This window comes from Dyadobacter pollutisoli, from assembly GCF_026625565.1.
GTDB classification, from domain to species: domain Bacteria; phylum Bacteroidota; class Bacteroidia; order Cytophagales; family Spirosomataceae; genus Dyadobacter; species Dyadobacter pollutisoli.
Map to the genome: position 1 here is coordinate 788,997 of NZ_CP112998.1, position 26,573 is coordinate 815,569.

General features: G+C 47.2%; 17 protein-coding genes. 15 read left to right on the forward strand and 2 right to left on the reverse strand.

Annotated elements, in window-relative coordinates:
* The 5 genes from ON006_RS03425 (at position 1) to ON006_RS03445 (ending at position 9,187) form a co-directional block, all read left to right on the forward strand.
* Entirely contained in the window at positions 1 to 1,995 is a 1,995-nt protein-coding gene (locus ON006_RS03425) for a RagB/SusD family nutrient uptake outer membrane protein (protein WP_244823908.1), read from the forward strand.
* Positions 1,996 to 2,102: 107 nt separating this feature from the next.
* Positions 2,103 to 6,743, forward strand: a complete 4,641-nt coding sequence (locus ON006_RS03430; protein WP_244823909.1) for a LamG-like jellyroll fold domain-containing protein — start codon at positions 2,103 to 2,105, stop codon at positions 6,741 to 6,743.
* Positions 6,744 to 7,192: 449 nt separating this feature from the next.
* Positions 7,193 to 7,705, forward strand: coding sequence for a cupin (locus tag ON006_RS03435; RefSeq protein WP_244823910.1), 513 nt, complete (start codon positions 7,193 to 7,195; stop codon positions 7,703 to 7,705).
* 80 nt (positions 7,706 to 7,785) lie between these two features.
* A complete protein-coding gene (locus ON006_RS03440; RefSeq protein WP_244823911.1) occupies positions 7,786 to 8,598 on the forward strand; it encodes an oxidoreductase in 813 nt (270 codons plus the stop codon).
* 19 nt (positions 8,599 to 8,617) lie between these two features.
* On the forward strand, positions 8,618 to 9,187 hold the full coding sequence (locus ON006_RS03445) for a Crp/Fnr family transcriptional regulator (RefSeq protein ID WP_244823912.1): 570 nt from the start codon (positions 8,618 to 8,620) through the stop codon (positions 9,185 to 9,187).
* Between the two features lie 6 nt (positions 9,188 to 9,193).
* Here ON006_RS03445 and ON006_RS03450 read toward each other — a convergent pair whose 3' ends face one another.
* Complete coding sequence (locus ON006_RS03450; RefSeq protein WP_244823913.1) at positions 9,194 to 9,592, reverse strand: VOC family protein; 399 nt, start codon at positions 9,590 to 9,592, stop codon at positions 9,194 to 9,196.
* Between the two features lie 240 nt (positions 9,593 to 9,832).
* Positions 9,833 to 12,058 (reverse strand): BspA family leucine-rich repeat surface protein, encoded by a 2,226-nt coding sequence (locus ON006_RS03455; RefSeq protein ID WP_244823914.1) that lies wholly within the window; start codon positions 12,056 to 12,058, stop codon positions 9,833 to 9,835.
* A 412-nt stretch (positions 12,059 to 12,470) separates the two neighbouring features.
* Here ON006_RS03455 and ON006_RS03460 point away from each other — a divergent pair, with 412 nt between their 5' ends.
* The 10 genes from ON006_RS03460 (at position 12,471) to ON006_RS03505 (ending at position 26,321) form a co-directional block, all read left to right on the forward strand.
* A complete protein-coding gene (locus ON006_RS03460; RefSeq protein ID WP_244823915.1) occupies positions 12,471 to 12,941 on the forward strand; it encodes a hypothetical protein in 471 nt (156 codons plus the stop codon).
* A 173-nt stretch (positions 12,942 to 13,114) separates the two neighbouring features.
* Positions 13,115 to 13,675, forward strand: a complete 561-nt coding sequence (locus tag ON006_RS03465; protein WP_244823916.1) for an RNA polymerase sigma factor — start codon at positions 13,115 to 13,117, stop codon at positions 13,673 to 13,675.
* A 109-nt stretch (positions 13,676 to 13,784) separates the two neighbouring features.
* Entirely contained in the window at positions 13,785 to 14,912 is a 1,128-nt protein-coding gene (locus tag ON006_RS03470) for a FecR family protein (protein ID WP_244823917.1), read from the forward strand.
* A 205-nt stretch (positions 14,913 to 15,117) separates the two neighbouring features.
* Entirely contained in the window at positions 15,118 to 18,771 is a 3,654-nt protein-coding gene (locus ON006_RS03475) for a TonB-dependent receptor (RefSeq protein WP_244823918.1), read from the forward strand.
* A gap of 12 nt (positions 18,772 to 18,783) precedes the next feature.
* Positions 18,784 to 20,595, forward strand: coding sequence for a RagB/SusD family nutrient uptake outer membrane protein (locus ON006_RS03480; RefSeq protein WP_244823919.1), 1,812 nt, complete (start codon positions 18,784 to 18,786; stop codon positions 20,593 to 20,595).
* 176 nt (positions 20,596 to 20,771) lie between these two features.
* Positions 20,772 to 23,606 carry a PQQ-dependent sugar dehydrogenase gene (locus ON006_RS03485; protein ID WP_244823920.1) on the forward strand — a complete coding sequence of 945 codons (2,835 nt, stop codon included), beginning with the start codon at positions 20,772 to 20,774 and terminating at the stop codon, positions 23,604 to 23,606.
* Between the two features lie 128 nt (positions 23,607 to 23,734).
* Entirely contained in the window at positions 23,735 to 24,679 is a 945-nt protein-coding gene (locus tag ON006_RS03490; RefSeq protein ID WP_244823921.1) for a sugar phosphate isomerase/epimerase family protein, read from the forward strand.
* Between the two features lie 224 nt (positions 24,680 to 24,903).
* Positions 24,904 to 25,131: a diiron oxygenase gene (locus ON006_RS03495; RefSeq protein WP_244823922.1), complete on the forward strand. Its 228-nt coding sequence runs from the start codon at positions 24,904 to 24,906 to the stop codon at positions 25,129 to 25,131.
* A 103-nt stretch (positions 25,132 to 25,234) separates the two neighbouring features.
* A complete protein-coding gene (locus tag ON006_RS03500; protein ID WP_244823923.1) occupies positions 25,235 to 25,651 on the forward strand; it encodes an IS110 family transposase in 417 nt (138 codons plus the stop codon).
* 157 nt (positions 25,652 to 25,808) lie between these two features.
* Positions 25,809 to 26,321, forward strand: coding sequence for a LysR substrate-binding domain-containing protein (locus tag ON006_RS03505; protein ID WP_244823924.1), 513 nt, complete (start codon positions 25,809 to 25,811; stop codon positions 26,319 to 26,321).
* Positions 26,322 to 26,573: the final 252 nt, after the last annotated feature.

A 26,573-nucleotide genomic window follows, 5' to 3' on the forward strand; every position in this document is an offset into this window, starting at 1 on the left:
ATGAATTTTTTCAGATATAAAAAACTAAGTGCCATTGTGCTGGGACTGACTGGTTTCATGGCCGTATCCTGCAATGATTACCTGGATCAATCACCCCTGTCCAGCATTACACCGGAAGACTACCTTCGTGAAGAGTCGCAACTTGCAGCCTACGCAGTGGGTGCTTACCCCGCCATTCTGCCTTCCCATGGCAACTGGTCGTTCGGCACTTTTGGTACAGACGGCAACACGGACGATATGGCGATCCCGGCTTTGGACAATAAATATATGCCCGGCTTATGGAGAACAGGATCGGCAGGCGGAGACTGGGATTTTGCGAATATTTTCCAGATGAACTACTTTTTGCAGACGGTTATACCTCGTTTGAAAAATGGCGAAATCACCGGAACTGACGCTAACATCAGGCATTACATTGGGGAGATTTACTTTCTGAGGGCATTTGAATACTTCAAAAAGTTGCAGGCGCTGGGAGACTTTCCGATCCTTCGCACAACCCTTCCCGACAACCAGGCTGCATTGACGGCCGCCAGCGTACGAAACCCGAGGAATGAGGTGGCCCGTTTTATTATTTCCGACCTTGATTCGGCAGCACTGATGATGCAGAACATTGCGCCTGCCGGAGGGACCAATCGCGTTTCAAAAAGGGTAGCACAACTGGTAAAATCACGTGTAGCATTGTATGAAGGCACCTGGCTGAAATATTTCAAAGGTACAGCCTATGTTCCGAAAGGCCCGGAATGGCCGGGAAGCAGCAAACCGGAAGGTTCAGCTTATGCATTCCCGACCGGAAGTATTGAGGGAGAGATCGACTATTTCCTTACCCAGGCAATGGCTGCTGCCAAGGAGGTTGCATCGAGCGTACAGCTGGTAAACAACACCGGGATTATTCTCTCTGCCAACAATGAAAACCCGTATTTCAATATGTTCAGCGCTGAAAACATGTCTTCATACAGCGAAGTGTTGATGTGGCGGCAGTACAACAGAACGCTGGTAACCCACAACGTCCCGGTGAACGCACAGGCAGGCAACTATGCGGTGGGACTCACCAGAAGTATGGTTGAAAGCTTTCTGATGGCCAACGGGCTACCGATTTATGCGGCAGGAAGTGGTTATAAAGGCGATGATTATATCAATGACGTGCGCACCGACCGTGACGGCAGACTTAACCTGTTTCTCAAAGAGCCGGGCCAGAAAAACGTATTGCTCAATCTCGCACTGGGATCACATGCAACAGAGATCGAGCCTACGCCAATGATCTGGGAGTCGAGCTACGAGAAAAAATATACCACCGGCTACACGATCCGTAAAGGGCTGACTTACGATGCCATTCATTGCGGAAACGGTGCGGGATATACAGGATCCATCACATTCCGGGCGGTGGAAGCTTACCTGAATTACATTGAGGCGAACTACGAGAAAACGGGAACACTCGACGCGGATGCGATCAGCTACTGGCAGCAGATCCGGACGCGTGCGAAAGTGAATGCCGACATTGACAAAACGATTGCTGCTACGCAAATGTCCAAAGAAACGGCTGATTGGGGCGCTTATTCGGCCAACCGGCTTGTGTCTCCTACATTGTACAACATACGCCGCGAACGTCGTAACGAATTGATGGCCGAAGGCTTGCGCTTTATGGACCTGAAAAGGTGGAGGGCCATGGACCAGATGATCAACACGCCATACCACGTGGAGGGGTTCAAACTCTGGGGTCCGATGAAAGCTTGGTACACCGCTTCCCAGCTCGTATATGGAGGTGCCGTCAGCAATTCAGTAGTTTCCGATCCGGCGTTGAGCACGTACCTGAGACCTCACGAAATCAGAAGCAACTCCAATTCTTATAACGGGACCAAATGGGCAATGGCACACTACCTGAGCCCGATTGCGGCGCAGCACTTCACACTCACAGCCACTGCCGGAGATGCCACTACGTCACCGATCTATCAAAATCCAGGCTGGACTACCACCGCTGGCGCTGCGCCAATCGGATATTAAACCACTAGACTTTGTAAGCAATGCAATTTTGGCTGCATTGCTTACAAAGTAACCAGCTGCACGGACCATCAGGAAGAAATTGCATTTGTAACAAAATCAATACACAAATGACGAACTCTAGACTTTTTTTTCTATTTTTATTCAGCTTGCTTCTTAGCTTATCGGGCTATCAGACCACGGCAGAAATCCTTGCTGCTGCCGCAGACGCTGATTCGGTTGATGTGACGGACCGTATCGTTAATCCAAGCTTTGAGTCGGCTTTTACCGGCTGGACCAATGACGGCCTGGCTACCCAAAACAATGCCGATTTTAATCCACAAAAAGCGGGTAACACCTACGTGGAGAAATGGGTAGGTAGCCCGCCGCTACCTAACGTAAGCATATCCCAGAAAATAACCGGGCTGGCCAACGGGCAATATACCCTGTGGATAGGTGCCCAGCATATCACCCAAAATCCCCTGCGCGGCCAGCCCGGTGGTTTTGTATTTGGCAATGATGCAAAGAAGGAAGTTGGAGCAAAAGGAGAATACGCGGTTGACTTTCTGGTCGTTGATGGCACAGCGAGGATTGGCTTTAAAACAGAAAATTCAAAAGCGAACTGGGCTGCCTGCGATAATTTCAGGCTGTATTACAAAGGGGTAGCCACAGATTCCATGAGGGTTAGATTGCAGGTTTTGGTTGATTCCGCCACCATTGTCTCAGCTAAGAAAATGCTGAATGCAGACCGGACTGCCCTGGAAAGCGCCCTTGCTTCCGCCCAGCAAAGTCTATCTCAGAACGCCGCCGGCGATGAACTGGCCGACCGGATTGTTCAGCTGCAAAATGTGCTCGGAACTGTCAGCTTGTCCATCGATGCCTTCATTGGTTTGCAGGAAGCAATTGATGCCGCTGATATTGTTTACGGCGACGGAAGCGGTACGGGAGCAGCTACCTTGCTGGAAGTCATCGACAGAAATAAGGTACTGGTCAATCATCTTGATGCAGCGCTCGAAGACCTTCATAATGGTGCCGAAGAAATCTATGCGGCGATTCTGGCCTTCCGGCTTGCTAATGCATCAGTCGCATCGCCTCTTGAAATGACGCAGCATATTGTGAACCCAAGCTTTGAATCGTCTTTTACAGGATGGATAAATAGTGGCCTGGCTACCCAGAGCAATGCAGATTTTAACCCACAAAAAGCAGGCAGCATTTATGTGGAAAAATGGGTAGGCAGCCCGCCTCTCCCCAATGTAAGCGTGTCCCAGAAAATCGTTGACCTGCCAAACGGGAAATACGCATTAAAGATCGGTGCCCAGCATATCGCGCAGAATCCATTGAGCGGACAACCCGGCGGCTTCGTGTTTGCCAATGATGCACAAACAGAGGTGAAAGAAAAAAGCGAATATGCCGTTGACTTTCTGGTCGTAGACAATACCGCAACCATCGGGTTTAAAACGGAAAACTCCCAGGGTAACTGGGCGGCCTGTGATAATTTCAGATTGTATTACCAGGGTGCCGCCACGGACGCCATCAAAGAAAAGCTTCAGGCCCTGGTTGATTCTGCTACGATTGTGTTAAACGAAAAGATGCAGAATGCCCATCGGACACCGCTTCAAAACGCCGTTGATTCCGGTAACCAAAGCCTTGTTAACAATGCTGAGAATGAATGGCCGGATCGGATTGTAGCATTGCAGAATACATTAAGTGCAGCCTGGATATCGATCGAGGCTTACAGCAAATTACAAACTGCCGTTGACTCTGCTGTGGCCGCATATGGTGACGGCAGTGGTAATGGAGCGGGCAACCTACTTGCAGTTATCGACGAAAATAAAGCCCTGGTCGATCATCTTGATGCTGCCCTGGCAGATGTGCAGAAAGCGCCCGATGAAGTATATGCGGCAATTTTAGCTTTCCGGGTTGCCAATGCAACGGGTCCCGCACCGGTGGTAGTGACCGACGCTCGCATGGCCCGTGGGGCAACCATGGCGTTTGGCCGCAGTACCATATCCGGAGTTGAGGCCAGCAGGATCCGCGAACACGGTTTTTGCTGGAGTACGAGTCCCCAGCCTACTATTTTTGACAATAAAACGACGAGCTATTTCTCGAATAACGGCTTTATTTACCGCATTGAGAACTTACAGCCTGCGACGGTGTACTACTTGCGGGCCTATGCCATAGGTCCTAATTATGTGGTGGGCTACGGCGAGGTAGTAAAAGTGACCACCATTCCCAAAGGAAATGTTACGTATCAGTTACAATCCAGCGTAACAGAAAGTGGAGAACATTATCCCCGCATTGCAAGCGCCATGCAGTCCGCCGTTGACTACTATAATAATCTGACCAGTATTTCAGGTCACCATTTATCGGTAAACTATAATGCAGGCACGCCTACCGCAGAGGCAAGTTATGGCGGATATATGCAGTTTGGAGCTAGTGCAAGTTATCAGAGAACCGGAACGGCACTTCATGAGATAGCGCATACGATAGGGGTTGGGCAGCACTGGATTTGGTATGGTCCAAACTCTCCGCTAAGGGCCGAGGGGACAAGAGGAAAATGGTTAGGCGAACGCGCAAACAAAGTAGTACAATTTTTAGATAACGACCCTGCTGCATTCATGACTGGTGATGCCGTTCATATGTGGCCGTACGGAATCAACGGAGCGCATGAGGATAATAACAGTGCGTTTTTGTACACGGCCAATGCGCTCATAGTCCAGGCGCTGGGCGAAGACGGTTTACCGCCAACAGGCGGGTTTGCTACCCCGGCATACACATTTGATAGTGATACTTCGAAATATTATATCAAAATCGAAGATGAAAAGTTGGGATTCAATACCTCTTTCCTGGTTGAAAATGAATCAGGGCAACTTGCAAATAAAGTAATATCGGCTACGGATGTGCTCAAAGAGAGCCATGCAGCCTGGTATGTGCAGTTCATTCCGGCAACCGGCTACTATCAGATCCGAAATGCGGCTACGGGAAAACTGTTCACCTACCAGGGCGACAATGACATGGGGTTAACTGCCTCAAACTTGGCCACAACCCAGTCATTCCAGCTGATGGGGGCCCGTTACAATACAATGATCGGTGAAGGAGAAAAATCTTTCAGCGCAAAAGCTTACTGGATTGTGAGCCCGCAGCCTAACATGACCCCGCCCACGTTGGGAGCGAATGCCGATGGTTCTACAAGTGCCGTAGCTTTTAGTTTTACTGACGCTGCCAAATCTCAACGCTGGTTTTTGCTGACGGGGGAAAATGTGAAGTCATTTGAAAGTTTACTGGTTGCACCGACTGAAATAGAAAACCTGCACGTTGCTTCCGGTGATGCGAAAATTATACTGACCTGGGATTCTTCCTTTGGTACAAGCTATGATGTCTTTCGTGCTGAGGCTCAGAATGGCACTTATACAAGTGTGGCTGAAAATCTGTCTTTTGCAAGATATGAAGATACTGCTACCACAAATGGACAAACTTATCATTACAAGTTGGTAGCCCACAACGACCTGGGTACCAGTCCCGAATCAGCCATTCTTTCAGGCACTCCGGTAAAGGGGCAACATCTTCATCTATCCTTCGATGAGAATAGCGGAAGCATTGCCTACGATGATTGGGGAGCCTTTCACGCCCAGTTGAAAAATGGAGCCACGTGGTCGGCAGGTATCAATGTCCCTTCCAATAGAACCGTCTCAAACAGGACAGTGGAATCCGACCAAAGTGCTCTCATGCTTTCTGAAACCGATAGGTCCTATCTACAACTTGATCCGGGCGTTGTGAGTACGCTGTCCGATTTCTCACTGGCTGCGTGGGTGAAGCTGCCGGAAAATTTAGGTGACAATGCCCGCCTTTTCGATTTCGGTTCCGGCACGGATACTTATATGGCTTTTGCTCCAAAGGTCGGCTCCAATGTGTGGTACCAGATCAGGCATGCGTCAGGCGACTATGCGTTGTTTATTCCGTACACCATTCCAGCTAATGAGTGGGTGCATCTGGCCATTACCCAGCAGGATAAAACGTTCAGGTTTTTTGTAAACGGAAAATTGATTTTCACCGACCAACAGGCCACCGTAAAACCCTCGGATCTGGGCGTGACCACCCAAAATTACCTGGGCCGCTCGCAATGGTCCAATGACCCTTATGGCAACCAGGCGCTGGAAGATTTCAGGATCTATAACTTCGCATTGTCAGAACAGCAGATGGCCACACTGGCTGACGCCAATTCCCTGCCGGTCCGCCTGATATCCTTTGAAGGAAAAGCAGATACCGAGGGTAATTACCTGACCTGGCGGACAGCCGAGGAGCTCAACAACGATCACTTCATTGTGGAACGGGCTTTCAATATGCCTTCGAATTTTCAGGCTATCGCCCAGCTTAAAGGGAAAGGTACAACTGCACTGGAAAGTGACTATCAATTCATTGATACCCAGGCCCGCGGACGCATGGCCTACTACCGGCTACGACAAGTGGATATAGACGGCACAACGGATTTCAGCCGGATTATTGCCATTGATAACCGGACATTGCGCCCGCTGAATGCTTATCCGAACCCAGCAGCTGACCATATTACAGTTGAGCTGCCCGATGCCAGCGTTGCGCGCGTACATTATCAGGTATTTAGTGTTAATGGGCGACTTGTACTGGAAGACAAACAGTATCTCCCAAACGAGGGTAGTGTGCATATCGACACGAGCCGACTACCCGTGGGAGTCTATCGAATAATGATCGCAAAACCTGTGGGCAGCGGTTTTGGAGCAACAGTAATTAAAAGGTAAAAGCAAATTGAAACAAGCATTGAAAACCTCCTCGGAACCCAAATCTGAGGAGGTCAACTTATGGATTCCCAACTCACGCTTGGAGGCGACCCATATTTTTCTATATGGAAAGCTCAACGTGGACATCCTTATGAATTGCAGGGGATGTCCACGTTGAGCTTTTAGAAATCCGTGCGTTCACCTGAACCCTAATTGTAGGAGCGTTCATCCTGCCATTTTCTGGGATTGATGATTCATTTTTTTTTAAGCTTGTTTGATTTCGAGTGCAAACCTGGCAATTGAAATGCTGCTCAATGAATGCAAGCTCATCGTCCGTTAATGCCACCAGCTTTTCAATGTGTTGCCGTAATTTCAAGTGCATCATGTGATTGTGCCTTTTGGATGGCATAAATATTGGGTATTTTGGTCTTTATTCAAAAAGCATTCAATCCCAACCACTTGAATCACTTATGATCAGATCAATGAAATTTGAAATTGAAAAATATCAGTTTGGTGACGATGGGGTCATTCCCAACAGTGAGCTGCCGGTGTTGGTGTACCGACAGGTTTGCACGGCCGAGGATAAGTCGGATTGGTTTGAAGCCACCTTCATTGCGAATCGATGGACGAATAATTGGCGTGATACCATCCTTTCATATCACCATTTTCATAGCACGACACACGAAGTACTAGGCGTAGGGCAGGGCGCAGTCCGCTTGCAGATCGGGGGCAGTTCGGGAGTCACTTTAACGGTCGTGGCAGGAGATATGATTGTGTTACCGGCTGGTGTAGGTCATTGCTCTTTGCCGGGGCAAGGCGATTATGAAATTGTCGGCGGCTACCCTGATGGCGCGTCCTGGGACCTGCTGACAGGAACCGAAGCGGAACGCAGGGCCGCGCTGCCCCGGATTAAAGGCGTCCCCATACCAGTTACCGACCCAATCGAGGGTATTGAGGGGGTCTTGATAAAATACTGGACGTGATATGCTTTTTGCCAAATGACAAATAATTCTGTTTTTGATTGGAGCACCTTTGAGCTGTCTAATATAAAAAAATGTAAAAAATGAAAAAGACAGTCTTGGTAACAGGTGCTTCGGCGGGAATTGGAAAGGCAACGGCAATCTATTTGGCACAGCATGGTTATAACGTCTATGGCGCGGCGCGCAGGATTGAAAAAATGCAGGATTTGAATCAATACGGGATAAAACCGGTTTCTTTGGACGTCACCAGTGAAGAAAGTCTTGTCGCATGTGTTGCGCATATTTCAAAGGAAGCAGGCGGCATTGAGATCCTGGTTAACAATGCGGGGTCAGGCTATTATGGCGCGCTGGAAGATATGCCCATATCCGACGCAAAATACCAGTTGGAGGTTAACGTTTTCGGTGTCGCGCGCCTGATACAATTGGTTTTGCCCACGATGCGAAAAAACAACTTTGGAAAAATTGTCAATATCTCGTCGGTGGGAGGTAAGGTCACTTTGCCGCTGGGCGGGTGGTATCATGCCAGTAAATTCGCCATTGAAGGTTTGAGTGATGCACTTCGTAAAGAAGTGAAGTCTTTCGGGATTGACGTCATTGTTATTGAGCCGGGTGGCACAAAATCCGAGATGACTGGACTTGGTTCAAAATACATGATGAAAGTTTCGGGAAACACGGCCTACGGTTCGTTGGCCAAAGGGGTAAGCCAGATGTATGCCAAAATAGCAAAGGATGCTGCCGAACCGATTGTGATTGCCAGGCTCATCCAAGAAGCAATAGAGGCAAAGAATCCGAAAACCAGATACGCAGGCGCGGCGGGCGCAAAGCTGATGCTGTTTTTGAGGAAAATTCTCTCCGACAAACAGTTTGACAAAATGGTAATGAGCCAAATGAAATAACCCCCTGGAATGGTCAACGATGGAAGCACTCATTAACTACTTATTGCAGTTCGGCAATTTAAACACAACCCAAATTGATTTAATCAAAAGCAAAGTTGTTTTGACGCAAATCAAAAAGGATGAATATTTTCACGAAGCTGGAAAAATCCCCCGCGAGATTATTTTTATAACCGAGGGCATTATGAGAATTTGTTATTACAATAACAAAGGCGATGAAATTACGAAATATTTCATGGATGAAAATCACTTCCTGGCAGACATAATCAGCTACAATCAGGAGATTCCATCTACTGAATATGTCCAGGCTGTTACCGACTGCTCCTATTTTGTGCTGTCCAAAAGCGCAATGAGAGACTTGTCGATGACCATCATCGAATGGGACAACATCATTGCCAAGATAACGGCCAAAGGTTTGGCCGACAAGGTCAATAAAATCAGCCCGATGATGACAGAAGATGCGAAAGAGCGCTACCTTTCATTTCTTGAAAAATTTCCCACTCTTGCAAACCGTGTCCCACTTTCTTACCTGGCTTCCTACCTGGGAATCACGCAGTCCTCGCTAAGCAGGATCAGACGAAACATTCGTTGACATGCTTTATTGAAGATTTAATTGCCACGTGACACCGAATTTATCTCCAACCCAGCCGAATTTCTGACTGAACCCGTAGTTATCCAATGGCATATATACCTCTCCATTTTCAGAGAGATTATTAAACAGCCTTTCGAGCTCTTCTTGTGTTTTGCACTCCACGTACATTGAAATGGCCGGGGAGAAAGTCCAGGCATGTTTTACGAAACTGTCGCTGCAAATGAATTGCTTTCCGTTCAGCTCGAATTTGGCTACCATGATGGTCCCTTCTTTCCCCGGTCCGCTGCTGCTGTAACGGTGCAGGTCTATGATTTTGGAGTTATCAAATAAGCCTATGTAGAAATTCATAGCTTGCTCAGCATTGTTTTCCTGGAATGTCAGAAATGTTGTGATTTGATTTTCCATGTCGATCTGCTTTTGAGTGGTTGTTTTGATGTCCTTTCCGGTGTACTGGATACCTATATGACTAAAAGTATGACTGGGCCAAAACTAACTACGATCAACAAAACTCCGCTCATACTTTAGTATGAAAATGAGACTATGCTCCATCATACTTATGTATGAGCGCTCCGTCGTGATGGTGTACGATGCCCGCCGCTTTCAGGTAAGTCCGGCTGTTACACTGTCCTCCTACATTGAATGGCGCTATTTTCGGATCACAAGCTTTTTGGTTTCAGTCCCGATCTTGACTAAAAAGAGCCCTGAAGGAAGGTTCTTAAGATCGATCGGTTTTCCGGGACCGATTTCCCTTTTGAGCAGCAATCTCCCTTCCATATTAGAGATCGATACCTGGCCATTCTTCCCCTGATTTCTCACAAATAACTCATTTTGAGCAGGATTTGGATAAATACTCAATGTGGAAATAGCACCTTTTACCGTCAATATCCGGGAGTATTCGAATCTGCCATCAAAGCGGTCCGCCGCGCGGTCGATCTGTTTCAACCGGTAGTAATTTTCCGCCAATGGGTTCAGGTCTGTAAAATCGTATTTCCTGACGCCTATGGCGTCTCCGCTGCCATCGACAAAACCGATTTTTTCGAATGTTTGGGCATCCGTGCTTTTTTCGATTTCAAAACCCGCATTGTTTTCCTCGCCGGCCGTTTTCCAGGTCAGTAAAACGGTGCTGCCTTGCCGTTGGCCTGTGAAACTGATGAGCCTGACGGGCAGCGCGGTGCAATCTGTTCCCGATGCCTGGTCCCCAAAGATGCTCCAACCTTTGGAAATCAGATTGGAACGGGCCGCTACTGCATTGGTGCCATAAGGTCGTTGAAATGCACCAAGATCGAGATTGCCGGGCGTAAGCAGGTTGTTGCTCCATCCGATCAGCGAGGAGCTGTAATTTGGGCAATCCAGGCCGCTGTCATTGAGCATATTGCCTAGGTTGACACCTGCATTGAAAGTCCAGCTGCCAATGGAGTTGTTGAAAGCCTGGGCACTGAAAAACATGCTGCCCATATTCGTCACAGCCGTCACATTCCATCCGCCGATGGGTTGATTAAACTTAGTAGCACCCTGAAACATACTGAACATATTGGTCACCTTCGCGGTATTCCACGCACCAACAGGTTGGTTAAAGACTGGCGCGCTCAAAAACATGGAATTCATATCAGTAACGTTGGCAGTATTCCAGTTGGCGAGAGGTTGGTTGAATACAGCAGCGTTTTGAAACATACTTTTCATGCTGGTCACTTTGGCGGTATTCCAGGTGTCGACGGACTGGTTAAAAGCCGAAGCGCCAGCCATCATGGAGCTCATATCCGTCACATTAGCCGTGTTCCATGTACCCAGCGGCTGATTAAATGCCAATGCGTTAGCCATCATATTACTTACGTTGGTCGCATTAGCCATGTTCCATGTTCCGATAGGCTGGTTGAAAACGGTAGCATTTTGAAACATAGCCATCATATTGGTTACCTTGCCGGTATTCCATGTGCTGATATTTTGATTGAAGACCGGGCAATCCCGGAACATAAAACTCATATCGGTTACTTGGGAGGTATTCCAGGTGCTGATATTCTGGTTGAAGGTCGAAGCACCGAGAAACATAGAGGACATATCCGTGACGATAGCGGTATTCCATGTGCCAATGGGCTGGTTAAAGGCTGGTGCGTTGGAAAACATGGCTCTCATATTGGTCACTTTGGCTGTGTTCCAACCACCGATAGGCTGGTTGAAAGCGCTGGCATCCGTAAACATGGCATTCATGCTTGTTACATTGGCGGTGTTCCAGTTACCGACGGGCTGGTTAAATGCTGGTGCCTGGAGAAACATACCGCTCATATCGACTACGTTTCCCGTATTCCAAGTGCCGACGGGCTGATTAAATGCGGTGGCCTCTTGAAAGATGGAGGACATAAAGAACACATTGGAAGTGTTCCATGACCCGATATTGGCCGGACCGTTCAAAACCTTGCATTTGGAAAACATACGGTTCATATTGTTGACCAGACTCAGGTCGGGCACATCGGTGGCGCTGATTTGCAGATTGGTGCAGCCCAGGAAAGCCGTAAGCATAGTGGTCCAGGCCGTCGTTCCCCATTGCCGGACATCGATCAGTCGCTCGGCATCACCGCCGATATTAAGAATCACATTGCTTACATTGGTCGGGCCGATCCTGACATCGACGATAGCTCCTACGGGCAAGCCGGAGATGATGGAGATAACGCCCGGAAATGTTCCTGAACCTGACGCCGAACCCGGTGAGACCTCCTGCCAGGAATAATTTACCGGACCGGTGGAGTTGATCAAGAAATAGAGCTGCGTAGCTCCTGATCCGGGAGTGGCCAGGTTCCAGCGGGTAATAAATTCGTTTTGAGCAAAAGCATTGGAGCTAAAAAGGATAAATGCGATGAGGTAAAATAGTGTTTTCATAGTGAGATGGGGTGAAGTTTCTAATAGCACGACACCACAATTCATCAGCAATGAGGTGGAGAATTGTCCCAATTGGGTGTATGTATGTCCCACCGATCGGTAAAGTGCTAAGGCCATACCCTGCATTGGTATACCTGTAAGCTGCAACGATGTTCTCGGTGCCAAATCTGTTTGAGCTATGCAGCCTGCCAATATAAAACGGTGATGGGTATTAGATCCAATAGACCATCGAAAAATCAACAAATCCATTTTCTAAAAAACGGCTCTGAAATCCGTAGGAGAGGCCAATAGTATTCTTTTGCTTAGGTGAGTTGCAAAAGGTGTTCAAAAACCGATTTTAACACCTTTTGTAATTAAAAGTATAAATAATAATACATATCTTGGTTGTCTGTTGCAATTTAATAGCTTGTATATGAGGATCATTATTGTTGCATTAATGCTTTTGACCTGCGTAGCTTGTAAAGACAAAGAGGCAAGTCCAATTTATACGATTGTTGGTAACTACCGCGCCACAGTCTATGATGACGGCTCCTCCGGACCTGTCGCATATCCTATTGCTGATCACAGTATGTCGGTCAAGATCGTTTCAGAAACAGATAGTACTGTAACGGTCCAAATCGTCTCAACGCCATCCAAAGCGGCCCTTCCAAAAAATGTTTTTATACCCTCTTCGATAGTTTATCGGAATGTTCTTTCGGTTCGGCAGGGAACGCCCACAAAAGCATCATTTTACGTCAACCTGGAACCCATTTTCGGGCATCCGGAGATTTTTAAGAATGCCATTCTATTTTATAGCGGCACCAAAATTGCTGACTACTATTACACTCCCCCCGAAGCTCCCACGGCCCCAAGACGGATCAGACTTGAACGTGATGAGCTGTGAGACCAATAGTGCTTTGACAAAAAATTGGGTTTCAGACAGTCTCAGATATCCTCCAATCCGTTCGAGGAGTTGAACCACGTAGGGCAGGAGCCAGCAGTCAGCTTTGCAATATTTTATAAAAAATCGTAGGATTGTATCCTCTATTGTCATTTTCCTCGTGCTCCCAAACCTAAATGCCTTCTTTCTCTGACCCAAAACCGGACGATACTGAGCTTTGGAAAGCTTTTCGTGCAGGCGACGATCTGGCTTTCGGGCAGATTGCCCGGTATCATTACAGGAGCCTGTTCAGCTACGGGATCAAATTTTCGAAGGATCTGGAATTTGTGAAGGATTGCATTCAGGATTTATTTTTAGAATTGTGGACAAAGCGGGAAACCATAGGAGATACCGTTTTTGTGAAATTTTATCTCTTGAAATCGCTTCGACGTAAAATTCACCGCGAGAGCCTCAAACAAAATTGGATGACCGATGAAGATGATCTGAACTTTGAAGCTGAAAATGTGAGTGAAATCTCGATTGAGCAGCAGATTATTGACATTGAGACCAATGAGCAAACGCTGCTGCTACTCAACCAGCAGCTCACATTGCTGACCAAGCGCCAGCAGGAAATCATATATCTGCGTTTTTTCGAAAATCTGGATAATGAGTCTATTGCCCAGCTCATGTCTATCTCCCGGCAAGCCGTTGCCAACCTGCTCTACCGGACCATTCAGGAACTTCGCAGCAGACTATAACTTTAAATAGCCGGAAAAGGTACTATTTGAAGTTTTTAAGAAAAAAGTGAAAATTTTTGATTATTTCATGTTGGCGGCTGCCTATGTATATATAGAAGCCAATAATAACATGAATCAATACAAAGAATATAGTCTGGAGGATTTTGTGTTGGATGCCAACTTTCAGAAATGGGTTCGCTATGCGCGTCTCTCTGACTCCGCTTTCTGGCAGTCGTATGTTGAAAGCAATCCTGCACAGGAAAACGACATATTACAGGCGAAAGCATTGCTTACCAGCGTGTATCGCCATTACAGTACAGACATCAATGATGCGGATATAGATATTGAAATTCAGGAGTTGCTCAGCAAAGTCAGGATGACCAAAGCTGGCGATCCTGTTATCAATACAGTTGCGCTCAATCAATCTTTGGGTAATTACGTTTTCAAAAAAACATCGCTGTTTTGGGCAGCCGCATCGGTTATTTTGGTGCTTGGTCTGGGGTGGTTGTTTATGAATGTTCAAAAGCCAAAAAGTAATTATGAGGTGCTGACCGAAGGCAAAGCTCTGGTCGAAGAAGAAAATGATTCTGATGCAAGTAAGACCCTGATGCTTGCCGACGGGAGTAAAATCGTGCTGCAGCCCAAATCGCGCGTAAGCTACCCCTCGCGATTTTTAGCCGATAAGCGTGAAGTGTACCTTTCAGGGGAGGCTTCCTTTGAAATTGCAAAAGATCATAACCGTCCTTTCTTAGTGTATGCCAATGATTTGGTAACGAAAGTTTTAGGGACAAGTTTTACAGTAAAGGCGCGTGATGCTTCCCAAAATACGACTGTTGAAGTAAAGGAAGGAAAAGTTTCAGTGTTCAGACAAGTGGATTTCGCTGACGGCAAAGGTCAGAATACTTTGAAATCTAAGGGACTGGTCTTGACGGCAAATCAGAAAATCGTCTTTGAACACCAAAACTCGGACATGGTCAAAACAATCCGCGACACGCCGGAGATAGTTGCTTCTGAGAGTAGTCCCAAAACATTTGATTTTGTTAATGCGCCGGCTTCTCTGGTGCTCGACGAGCTGAAAAATGCCTATCAGATCGACATTATTTATGATAGGGACCTGCTGTCCGGATGCCCGCTTACTGCGCTACTGACCCGTCAGTCTCTTTTTGAAAAGCTGGATATTATTTGTGAAGTGATAGAGGCACGCTACGAGACCATTGATGGACAGATCGTCGTGTATAGTAAAGGTTGTAAAAATTAATAACCCCTTTTAACCCACTTGTATAACTTATGTAGGAGCATGTAGTATCAGAGAATACAAAAAAAGAGCCGGACAATGCTACCAACATTTCCGACCCTCAAAGTTAAACCCCTAGTTGCCTTCTAGCTCAACGTACATCCTTTTTCGAAATAGGATGAAGGGGATTGTTTTACCAAATCCAAGCTTAATAAAACGTATCAAATGTATGAAAAAAGGGTACAATTATCAATTACTGTTACGGTTCATGCGTATCTCGCTGTTTCAATTCGTAATCGCTGCCTGCTTAATGGGCACATCCTGGGCCAGGGAGGGCAACGCCCAAACCTTACTGGCCAAAAAGATTAGCTTAAATGTTCAAAATGTGGAGATTGGGGACTTGCTGCACAAAATTGAAAAGTTGACCAACGCGAAATTTGTATACAGTGCAAAGGTTATCCAGGCTCACCGTAAAGTGACAGTCAAGGTTGAACAGCAACCTGTTTTCAAAGTACTCGATGAAACCTTGCCGCCATTGAATTTGAAATACCGGGTATCTGATGAGCTTATTATCATCAGTCGGATTCAACAGGATGAGCCCATTGTACCGGAAGCAAACGGCCCGGAGGTGAATTTGAATGGGACCTACAAAGGGAAATCTGCCTCCATTGACCGTACCATTACCGGTACGGTAACAGGTGATAATAAAGAATTGCTACCCGGTGTCAGTGTGGTGCTGAAAGGCACTCAAAGGGGCACCACCACGGATACCGAAGGGAAATATTCGCTGGTAATTCCAGACGAAATGGAGGCGACACTTGTTTTTTCTTTTGTTGGCTCGGCTTCCAAAGAGGTAGCTGTTGGAAGTAAAACAGTTGTGGATGTTACACTGGAATCGGATACCAAAGCGCTCAACGAGGTGGTGGTTGTAGGTTATGGGACTGCCAAGAAAAAGGACCTTACCGGTGCTGTGGCCATTGTAAATGTTTCGGAATTACAGCAGCAGCCCACTTCTCAGATCACAAGCCAGCTGCAGGGGCGTGCATCAGGGGTAACGGTGTTAGGTTCGGGACAGCCGGGCGAGGCACCACAGATTCGTATTCGTGGTATCAACACATTTGGGAACAACGCTCCTTTGTATGTAGTGGACGGAGTGCCTACGCAGAATATTAATGATATCAACCCCAATGATGTGGCCACCATGCAGGTCTTGAAAGACGCAGGTTCGGCTTCTATATATGGTTCACGTGCTGCCAATGGGGTTATTATTATTACGACCAAACGCGGCAGCGGGAAAATAAAAATCCAGTACGATGCCTATGTTGGGACCCAGCGCCCGCAAGGCGGCAATGTGTGGAACCTGCTCAACCCGCAGGAAACGGCGCAATTGAAATTCAATGCGCTTCGTAATGTCAATCCCAATGAGGCCATAGCCGATCCGCTATATGGAAGCGGGCAGGTGCCTGTTCTGCCAGACTACATTGCTCCGCAGGGGGCCAAGGAAGGTGACGCGTCAGTGGACCCATCCCTATACAATGTCAATCCAAATTATACCAACACCGATGCGTACAACAGCTTTTACAGGATTGTTCGTGCCAATAAAAGCGGTACCGACTGGTTTCACGAAGTCTTCAAGCCTGCCTCGATACAAAGTCATAACCTGGCCGTGAGCGGTGGGGGCAATCAGGGCAACTACCTGATCTCGTTCAACTACTTCAACCAGCAGGGTACGCTGATGAACACCTATCTGAAACGCTACACGATCCGGTCAAACAGCCAGTTTAATGTCAATGAACGTATCCGTATCGGGGAAAATTTAGCTTTTTCTGTATCCGACAACCCACGTGTCAATTCATCCACTGAGGGTAGTGCCATCGGGATGTCCTTCCGCCAGCAGCCGATCATTCCGGTCTATGATATTATGGGAAATTATGGAGGCGGATATGGACAGGGACTGGGAAATGCCAAGAACCCAGTGGCAATCCAAGACAGGACACGCAACAACAGCGGACAGAGCAACAGGCTTTTTGGAAATGTGTATGCTGAAATGGATCTTCTCAAAGACCTCACATTACGATCCAGTTTCGGCGGAGAGTTATACTCGGCCGCCTACCGCTCATTTGCGTATCCTGAATACGAAAATCAGGAAAACCTGACTGTCAACTCTTATACGGAAAATGCATTCAGCGGATTTAACTGGACTTGGAGTAATACCCTTAATTACGAGCATACTTTTTCTGACATTCACAGTGTAAAAGTGCTGGTAGGTATTGAAAATTATAAGAACCGTGGAAGCGTGTTAGGAGGTACTACCACTGGCTATTTTAATTTTGATCCGAATTTTACCACCCTTACAACAGGTTCGGGAACGCCCACCAATTACAGCGCAAGGTTTAAGGATGGACTCGCTTCTCTGATAGGAAGGGTTGACTATGCCCTGATGGACAAATACCTGATCGGGGCGACAATCCGCCGCGACGGTTCCTCGCGGTTTAAAACATACCGGTATGGATGGTTCCCGGCTGTGAGCGCGGGATGGCGGGTTTCCAAAGAGAAATTTATGGAAAATATATCCTGGATTAACGATTTGAAATTCCGTGGGGGATACGGTGTGATGGGAAACCAGCTGAATGTGGACGCGGCCAACGCCTACACAACGTATGGGCAAGACCGTACATCTTCGTTTTACGACATTGCCGGCTCCAATCAGGGAACCATCATGGGGCTTCAAAGGACCAGAATTGGTAATCCTGATGCCAAATGGGAGAGGAACATCAACAGCAATGTCGGTATAGACGCATCGCTTTTCAGAGGTAAACTGGACCTGACAGTTGATTACTACCGCAAGGAGATCCGCGACCTGCTCTATAACCCCGAGCTGGCCGCATCAGCAGGTTTGGGAACCGTCCCGTTTGTCAACATTGCCCGCATGAGAAACCAGGGCATTGACCTTTCGGCTTCTACCAATGTCGATGTAAGCAATGATCTGAAACTAAATGCCACGGTTACCTTTACGACCTATAACAACAAGATCATTTCGCTGACTGATGGCGTCGATTATTTTGACCAGGAAGGACGCAGGTTTAATGGGAGCTTTATTGTCCGCAATTCCGTGGGGCATTCAATCGGCCAGTTCTTCGGATACAAGACCGACGGGTTCTGGGATTCCCAGGAGGAAATAAATACGGCTAATGCCCAGGCCAGGCAGGCTACGGGGAATTCAACCGCTAATTATCAGGCGGATGTGGCCGTGGGCAGGTTCCGTTATGCGGATACAAACGGAGATGGGGTGATCACCCCCGAGGACAGGACTTACCTGGGCAATCCTAATCCCAAGTTCAGTTACGGGATCAATCTGGGCGCCAATTACAAAGGTTTCGATGCGAGCATATTCCTGTATGGTTCACAAGGCAATGATATCTGGAACAATGTGAAATGGTGGACTGATTTTAATTCCAATTTCCAGGGTGCCAAAAGCCATACGGCCCTGTACGATTCCTGGACTCCCGATAACCCAAACGCCTCAGCGCCGATTCAGGAAACGGTTGGTTCATTCAGTACATCCAATGTGCCCAACTCTTACTTCGTAGAAAAAGGCTCATACCTGCGCGCAAAAAACGCCCAGATCGGCTACACCTTTCCGTCGGGAATGTTGAAAAAGATAAAAATAGAAAAACTAAGGCTTTACGTTCAGGCGGCGAATTTGTTTACAATCACTAAATACTCAGGCCTGGACCCTGAAATCGGGACAACTTCTAATACCAATAACACTTCGGGAGGCAGTTCCAACCAGTCATTCGCAACTACCACATCGTTTGGGATCGACGAAGGTGTTTATCCTAATCAACGCCAGTTTTTGTTGGGACTTAATTTGACATTCTAAATCTTGAAAGAAATGAAATTCAAAAAATATATATTGGCTTTGTCGCTGTTTTTGACAGCTGTTATACTGGATTCTTGCAGCGATAGCTTACTGGATATTGGCGCGCAAGGTGCATTAAGTGAAGAGCAGACCTATAACCGTGCCGGAGTAGACGCATTATTGGTGGGCGCTTATGCGGCCTTGGATGGTCAGCAATTCGTCAATGGCGGCGCACAAAACCTGAGCGGATCCAATGCATGGGAAGCCGCTCCGGACAATTGGACTTTTGGCAGCATAGCCGGTGGCGACGCACACAAAGGAAGTGATGGAAGTGATCAGCCTGCAATTGATGCGATCGCCAAGTTTTCGGCCGACCCGAGCAACAGTTATTTCAATAGCAAATGGAGAACTGTTTATGAAGGGATTAACAGGGCCAATACCGTGATCAGGGTTTTGGCCCTGGTACCGGAAATTTCTGACGCCGATCGCGCTAGTCTGAACGGTCAAGCCCGCTTTTTGCGCGGACATTATTATTTTGAGCTGAAAAAAATATTCAATAATGTGCCCTGGATTGATGAAACCATCAAGACGGCCGATGCGCCCAAAGTAGTTAATACAGTCGATATCTGGCCCAACATTCAGGCGGATTTTGAATATGCCTATGCGAACCTTCCCGTCACGCAGCCAGAGGTGGGCAAGGTTAACAAATGGGCAGCAGGGAGCTATCTCGCAAAAACCTTACTATATCAAAAGAAATACGCTGAGGCCAAAACAGTTTTTGATGCAGTCATTGCGCAGGGAGTTACCAGTTCAGGGGCGAAATATGCATTGACCAGAAGATTCGAAGACAACTTTGACGCTGCGACAGATAACAGTTCCGAATCCGTGTTTGCGATCCAGATGGCCGCCAACGACGGTACCAACAATATTGCCAATGCCAATCAGGGCGGTATGCTTAATTTCCCGTATGGGGATAGCCCATTCAGATGCTGCGGATTTTTCCAGCCCTCCCAGGACCTGGTGAATTCTTACCGCACCAATTCCCAAACCGGTTTGCCTTATGTGGATGACTATAATACACACGTTGTGAAAAGTGATCAGGGAATCGCTTCCAGTCAGGCTTTTACCCCTGACGCGGGAAATCTGGACCCGCGCCTTGACTGGACTGTCGGTCGCCGCGGCTTGCCCTATCATGACTGGGGTTTTCATCCGGGGGCATCCTGGATCCGCAGCCCGGGACAATCTTACGCCGGACCTTATTCTCCTAAAAAGAATATCTACTGGCAGGCTACGCAGGATATCTATTCCGATCAGAGTGCATGGGCACCGGGGACTGCCATCAATGTGAATGTGATCCGTTATGCGGATGTGCTGCTGATGGCAGCGGAAGTCGAAGCGCAGCTGAATAATCTCGCTCAGGCGCAGACCTACGTGAACCTGGTCAGGGCCCGGGCGGCAGACCCTGCAAGCACACTTTACAAATATGTGAATGATAAAAACCCTTTGGCGGGCTTTTCAACCACGCCGGCGGCCAATTACAAGATAGCAGTGTATCCGGCAGGTGCCTTTGCCGGAATGGGGAAGGATGGGGCCTTAAAGGCAATTTACTTCGAGCGTAAAATTGAACTGGCCATGGAAGGTCATCGTTTCTTTGACCTGGTGCGCTGGGGAATTGCCCAAACTGCCTTAACTGCCTTCTTCCAATACGAGGGAACGGTCACCACCGATGTCCGTGGAGGAAGCTTTATTGCCGGGAAAAATGAATATTTCCCGATTCCCCAGCGTCAGATCGATCTGAGCACGCAAAGTGGCTCTTCTTCCCTGAGACAGAATGCCAACTATTGATATCATTGACCGGGGGGCCTGATGGGTGTACTCCTGGTCATTTTGATAATTTAAGAATTTTAATACTGATGGATGAGAAAGAAGGAAGCCGGACGATGAATCCGGCTCCTTTTTATAAGGTACTATTTTTTCTTTAAATATTCTTATATTCAATTGATAATCTATTATATGTGCCCATGATGCTGACCTTTACCTCCTTTCCGGGAATTACCGGCCTTCTGAGATTCTCAATGAATTTGCTTTTGGCAATGCTTCTGGCTGCTTTTACCATTCAAGATGAGCCTGTCAAGCCGGATGAAAGCCGTTTTACGCCGGTTGTTGTGGCTGACAACCTGGACGAGCCCATGGTTTTTGAAGTGTTGAAAGATGGTAGCGCTTATATCGCCGAAAGAAAAGGCGCTTTAAAAAAATACAACCCGTCAACGAAAACCACAGAGCTGATTGCGACCATTGCTGTTAACACAAAATATACCAGTGCAGAGGGTGTTGTAAGAGAAGCCGAAGAGGGATTGATGGGGCTGACTTTTGATCCGAACTTTGAGAAAAACCACTGGATTTACCTTTATTATGCCCATCCCACAGAGAAAAAGCACGTTTTGTCGCGCTGGGAATTAATAGACGACCAGCTGGTAGAATCCTCCAAAAAAGATGTGATCGCAGTGGAAACACAGCGGGAAGTTTGCTGCCACACAGGGGGAGGAATGACCTGGGACAAGGCAGGCAATCTTTTCCTGACAGTTGGTAACAATACAGGAAACCAGCAGGCTGCACAAACAGACGAACGCCCGGGCCGTGCCAGTTGGGATGATCAGGGGCATGCTGGCAATACGAATGATCTGAGAGGAAAGATTTTGAGGATACATCCGCAAGCCGATGGAAGCTACACTATTCCCGAAGGCAATCTTTATCCAAAAGGGACTGCGAAAACCAGACCGGAAATATACTCCATGGGGCATCGTAATCCGTGGCGGATTAGTGTGGATAGTCAAACAGGATTTGTTTATTGGGGAGAAGTAGGCCCGGATGCAGGTGAAGATTCCGAAATCGGGCCGAGAGGTTATGATGAGCTCAATCAGGCCCGGAAGCCGGGGAATTTTGGCTGGCCATGGTTTGTGGCAGACGACCAGGCATTTCCAGTTTTTGACTATGGGACGAATAAGCCTCTCGCCAAAAAAGATCCTAAGAACCTGGTTAACAATTCGCCGAACAATACGGGTCTGGAAAAATTGTTTCCTACCGCGCCTACTTTTATTTACTATCCCTATGGCGTATCGGAGAAATTTCCGTTGGTTGGTTCAGGATCCCGAAGTGCTACGGGTGGTCCGATATATCACCAATCTGATTTTAAAAACCCGAAACGGCCTTGGCCTGCCTATTACGAAAATAAATGGATCGCCGCAGACTTTTCACGGGGCTGGATCATGGCTATTTCGATGAAGAGCAACGGTGATTATGAGTCAATGGAACGTGTTTTGCCCTCCTATCATCCCGTGCAGCCCATTGATATCAAATTTGGCCCTGATGGTGATCTTTACATTCTGGAATACGGCAGCAACTGGTTTCGTAAAAGTGATAACTCGCGCCTGGTCAGGATTGAATATAATGGTGGAAACCGCAAGCCAGTCGTTCAGATTGCTACGGATAAAAAAGGCGGCTCTGTGCCTTTCACAGCCAAATTATCATCAGAAGGAACAAGAGATTTTGACGGGGACCAGCTCAAATACAGCTGGAAAATAACCAGCAGCGGCGCCGCGCCCCAGACTTTTCAATCAGCCAGTCCGACTGTCACTTTTAGTAAGCCCGGTGTTTATAGCGCTACATTGACCGTCACCGATTCCAAGGGCGCTGCTAATACAGAGTCCATCAGGATTGTGGCCGGAAATGCACCTCCGCAGGTTTCGGTGAACCTCGCCGGAAATAAAACCTTTTTCTTTGCTGATAAGCCAATCGCCTACACTGTGGATGTGGCTGATAAAGAAGACGGCAGCCTGTCAGAGGGGAAAATTAAGCCTAGCCAGGTCGCGGTGAGCATTGACTATACTTCCGAGGGTTTTGACTACGCCGAAGTGGTTCAGAATCAGCGAAGTGTAGATGCCACCACTCAATTTGCAGTTGCCCAGGTTTTAATGGGTAAAAGTGATTGTAAAGTCTGTCACCAGCCTAACGCGAAATCTGTCGGGCCGTCGTTTGCTGACATTTCCAATAAATACAAGGGCCAGGCCGGAGCCCTGGACCAGCTTGTACAGAAGGTTTTAAAAGGCGGGTCAGGGGTTTGGGGAGAAGTGGCTATGGCCGCCCACCCGTCCCTACCCATTGCCGACGCGGAAGTAATTGTCAAATACATCCTGAACAGCACCGACAAAACGTTAAGTTCGCTTTCTGTAAAAGGGGAGTACACCCCTGCAATTCCGAAGGGCGACAATGGCAACGGCTCGGTTTTAATCCGGGCAGCCTATACGGACCATGCAGTGAGTGGGGCCAAGGCTATCCCTGCGCAAACATCAGAGGAAATGATCATTCTCCGCAGTCCCGAAGTGAATGCTGCCGAGGCGCCCATCATAAAAGGGGCCGAATTGAAAGCATTGGGCGTTGCCGGACTCGGATTCAGCGTTGTGTCCTTTCAAGGGAGCTATCTTGGTTTCAAGCAGATCGATCTGACCGGTATCGGGCAGATAGAGCTTAACGCATCCGCCGAGACAAGGGAGGGGAGTATTGGAGGAGTAATCGAAATAAGGCTTGATTCGCCAACCGGTGATTTGATAGGGGAAAAACAGGTAGATGTTGCCCCGCCCATTGACATTGCCAAAGTAATGGCAGAAATGGAAAGCGAGAAAAAGAATGCAAAGCCAGGAGAGGTTGTAAAACAGCGAAATCCATTTGCAAGGCCACCCGTTTATATTAAGGTCAAAGACACTTCGGGTAAGCATGATTTGTATTTCGTATTCAAAAATGACAAGGCCAAACCCATTCAGCCGCTGATGTCGTTTTCGAAAATTAAATTTATACAGTAGAGGGGGCAAATTTTACATTAGCAGTCGGCAGTCGGCTTTCGGCAATCGATGGGGAAATCGACAGCCGATGGCCGACAGCCGAAAGCCAACAAAGTATTTTATCATTTTAACCTAATTAATAGATTTTTATGAGCACAGATAGAAGACGTTTTCTTAAACAGGCCGGAGCCGCAATAGCGGGAGGGCTTATATTACCAGCTATTTCAAAGGCATCAGGTTTGTTTGGCAACATGGCGGCATCATGGCCGATCGGCATTCAGCTCTTTACGGTCTTCAAACCAATGAACGAAGACCCGGAAGGAACCCTGAAAAAGATTGCGGCGATCGGCTATCAGGAGGTAGAGTCAGCATTCAGTACACGTGGAGGTTATTACGGCTACAAGCCGAAGGAATTTAAGAAATTGGTAGAAGGTGTTGGCCTCAAATGGCGCGCACATCACGCCCTGGGCGCGCCATTCAAAATGCCGCCTCCGGATAAAATGCCCAAAGGAGCAGACGGAAAGCCCATTGAAATACCCAAAATGCCGGCACTGCTTACATTGAGGGACAATTATCAGCAACTGGTGGACGATGCTGCGGAAGCAGAACTAAGTTACCTGGTGTGCGCCAGTACGCCGGTGGCCAATTTAGAGGAAATCAAAAATTCTATTGAAGTATTCCAAAAAACCGGAGAAGCCGCAAAAAAGGCAGGAATTGGTTTTGCTTACCACAATCATGCAACAGAATTTGATGCCGTGGAGGGAGGAAAAACACCCTATGAGCTCGTTTTGTCACAAACCGACAAAGATCTGGTGAAAATGGAACTGGATCTGGCCTGGGCTACCAAAGCGGGTAAGGATCCGGTGGCACTTTTCAAGGAACATCCGGGCCGTTTTCCCTTGTGGCACGCAAAGGACATCAAAAGTGATCTGCAGACGATCACAGAAGTAGGCAATGGCGTAGTGGAATTCAAACGGATTTTCGAAGCGGCAAAAATTGCAGGTCTCCAATATTTCTTCATTGAGCAGGATATGGCTCCTGCTATGGAGAACGTAGCAACGGGTTATAAAAATCTGGCCAAGATTCTTGGTTGATTGGATTTTTAATCACCGCAAACATAGGCGGCCAGTGCAGTTTACCTAAAAGGTATGTTGTGCCCAGTATCCATGAGCTAGATCTTGTCCTACGACAAGACGAATCTATGTCGAAGGACAAGATCTAATTCTTTAACATGTCGTTTCTTTGTAGTGCTACTCAACAGAGGTATGCTTAACTACAACAAAATGGATACGACAAATTTGAGGTCCATGTTGAACGTATGATCCAGCTTAGTAAAGTAAGCCCTTTACTACCGGAAACATACATTCCATGGGATGATGAACCGGATTCAGATACGTTGTTTATGCCTGAAAAACTGGTTTCACTGGAAGGGCACAAACTGTGGGACACGCTTTCAAAGTCACAGCAGATCGAAATAGGCAGGCTCGAAGTGGTGCAGGTCATGTATTCTTGTGCATGGATTCGAACCACTGTCTTATATAATTGAAAATCAATAACTTAAAATCCGTAACTCAACAGGGTAACCTATATTCCCCCAGCCAAAATTGTTTGGTTTTTGCAATAACAAACTTAAATAAAAGCGGAGATTTATGATCGCGTTGGATAAAAATGGGCTACGCAATCGCCTCCATAATTGTTATAGTGATGTACCAAAAAACCAAACAATTATGGAAGGATTTTGTGGTCTTGATGTACACAAAGATAGCGTCTTTATGTGCATATTAACAGATTCTGGCGAGAAGTTTGAGGGAGTTTTCGGCACCTTAACCCTTGAGCTTGAACGTTTGCGTCAGATGCTCTGCTTGCATCATGTGACGGAGGTAGCTCTTGAAAGCACCCGTATTTATTGGGTACCTGTATGGCGTATTCTGGAAGCTGATTTTGACGTAAAGTTGATCAATCCCTACTTCATACGCCAGCTTCCCGGTCGAAAAACAGATGTAAAAGATGCATTGGATTGCGATGGTGCTGCAAAAGGGATTGATCAAATCCAGTTTCATTCCTGATGACCAAACCCAGCAACTGCGCTACTATAACCGGAAGATATTCTATCTGAACCGTCACTCGCAGCGGGCTGAACAAGCCTTAGATTTAATCTTGCAGCGGTGTAATATCCGCCTGAGCAACTATATCTGAGACATTGGGGCCAAATCGATGCGAAAAGTGATCAGGGCTCTCTCGGAGGGCACCCACGATCCACAACAACTGGTAAAACTGGTGCATGCCCGGATCAGTAATAAGTATGGGGTTGACCTTATGAACCGACAGCACCATTTAGCTGACCAAAAAGCGGTACAGCTAACTGATTTGAAGAAAGAAAAGTGGATTGATCATGGCCCTGAGGCAGGCCTGTTTTACGCCCAACTTGAAGAAGTTTGCCGTGCTGCCGGCTTTCACCGGGAAAGCAACATAGCCCACTACGTGCCATCGTTTGATTTGTTAAAAAGTATGGTCAGGACTGGAAAAGGGATTGCATTTATACCAGCATCACTTGATTTGAAGAAGGAGAGTGATCTGGTCTCTATGCCGATCATCAACGCGGATGGAACACCATTTAAAGAAATCGTCATCAGGCATGTTCTTATTCACAAATCAGAACAATCCTCACCGCTGGTACAGGCGTTGAGCGGACTGCTAAAATTGCAGATACGCCAGAATTTTGAACGTCTGCTTTGATTTAGATCACACCTGGTACTCCTATCATTCAAACTAAGGACGTCGATTGAAGGCTTTGATGCCAATCGAATCAAAGTACCTTCAAGGGCAAGAGGTTATGTTATGCGTATGCGCCCAATAAAAATACAGAACATACCCTTATTGTCATCCAGAGGATTTGAACCTTGCTCCCTGTAGAAAGTACATTTAAGTGTACTTTCTATTCCGTACTTCAATCTTTGCCAACCTTTCACATGAAAAGTACATTATCGA

Bases quoted from the DNA above. Each gene is read 5' to 3' on its own strand.
- ON006_RS03475 (WP_244823918.1), top strand. From the start codon at position 15,118: ATGAAAAAAGGGTACAATTATCAATTACTGTTACGGTTCATGCGTATC.
- ON006_RS03455 (WP_244823914.1), bottom strand. From the start codon at position 12,058: ATGAAAACACTATTTTACCTCATCGCATTTATCCTTTTTAGCTCCAAT.
- ON006_RS03500 (WP_244823923.1), top strand. From the start codon at position 25,235: ATGATCGCGTTGGATAAAAATGGGCTACGCAATCGCCTCCATAATTGT.
- ON006_RS03450 (WP_244823913.1), bottom strand. From the start codon at position 9,592: ATGGAAAATCAAATCACAACATTTCTGACATTCCAGGAAAACAATGCT.
- ON006_RS03465 (WP_244823916.1), top strand. From the start codon at position 13,115: ATGCCTTCTTTCTCTGACCCAAAACCGGACGATACTGAGCTTTGGAAA.
- ON006_RS03445 (WP_244823912.1), top strand. From the start codon at position 8,618: ATGGAAGCACTCATTAACTACTTATTGCAGTTCGGCAATTTAAACACA.
- ON006_RS03430 (WP_244823909.1), top strand. From the start codon at position 2,103: ATGACGAACTCTAGACTTTTTTTTCTATTTTTATTCAGCTTGCTTCTT.
- ON006_RS03435 (WP_244823910.1), top strand. From the start codon at position 7,193: ATGATCAGATCAATGAAATTTGAAATTGAAAAATATCAGTTTGGTGAC.
- ON006_RS03480 (WP_244823919.1), top strand. From the start codon at position 18,784: ATGAAATTCAAAAAATATATATTGGCTTTGTCGCTGTTTTTGACAGCT.
- ON006_RS03490 (WP_244823921.1), top strand. From the start codon at position 23,735: ATGAGCACAGATAGAAGACGTTTTCTTAAACAGGCCGGAGCCGCAATA.
- ON006_RS03495 (WP_244823922.1), top strand. From the start codon at position 24,904: ATGATCCAGCTTAGTAAAGTAAGCCCTTTACTACCGGAAACATACATT.
- ON006_RS03425 (WP_244823908.1), top strand. From the start codon at position 1: ATGAATTTTTTCAGATATAAAAAACTAAGTGCCATTGTGCTGGGACTG.
- ON006_RS03470 (WP_244823917.1), top strand. From the start codon at position 13,785: ATGAATCAATACAAAGAATATAGTCTGGAGGATTTTGTGTTGGATGCC.
- ON006_RS03440 (WP_244823911.1), top strand. From the start codon at position 7,786: ATGAAAAAGACAGTCTTGGTAACAGGTGCTTCGGCGGGAATTGGAAAG.
- ON006_RS03485 (WP_244823920.1), top strand. From the start codon at position 20,772: ATGATGCTGACCTTTACCTCCTTTCCGGGAATTACCGGCCTTCTGAGA.
- ON006_RS03460 (WP_244823915.1), top strand. From the start codon at position 12,471: ATGAGGATCATTATTGTTGCATTAATGCTTTTGACCTGCGTAGCTTGT.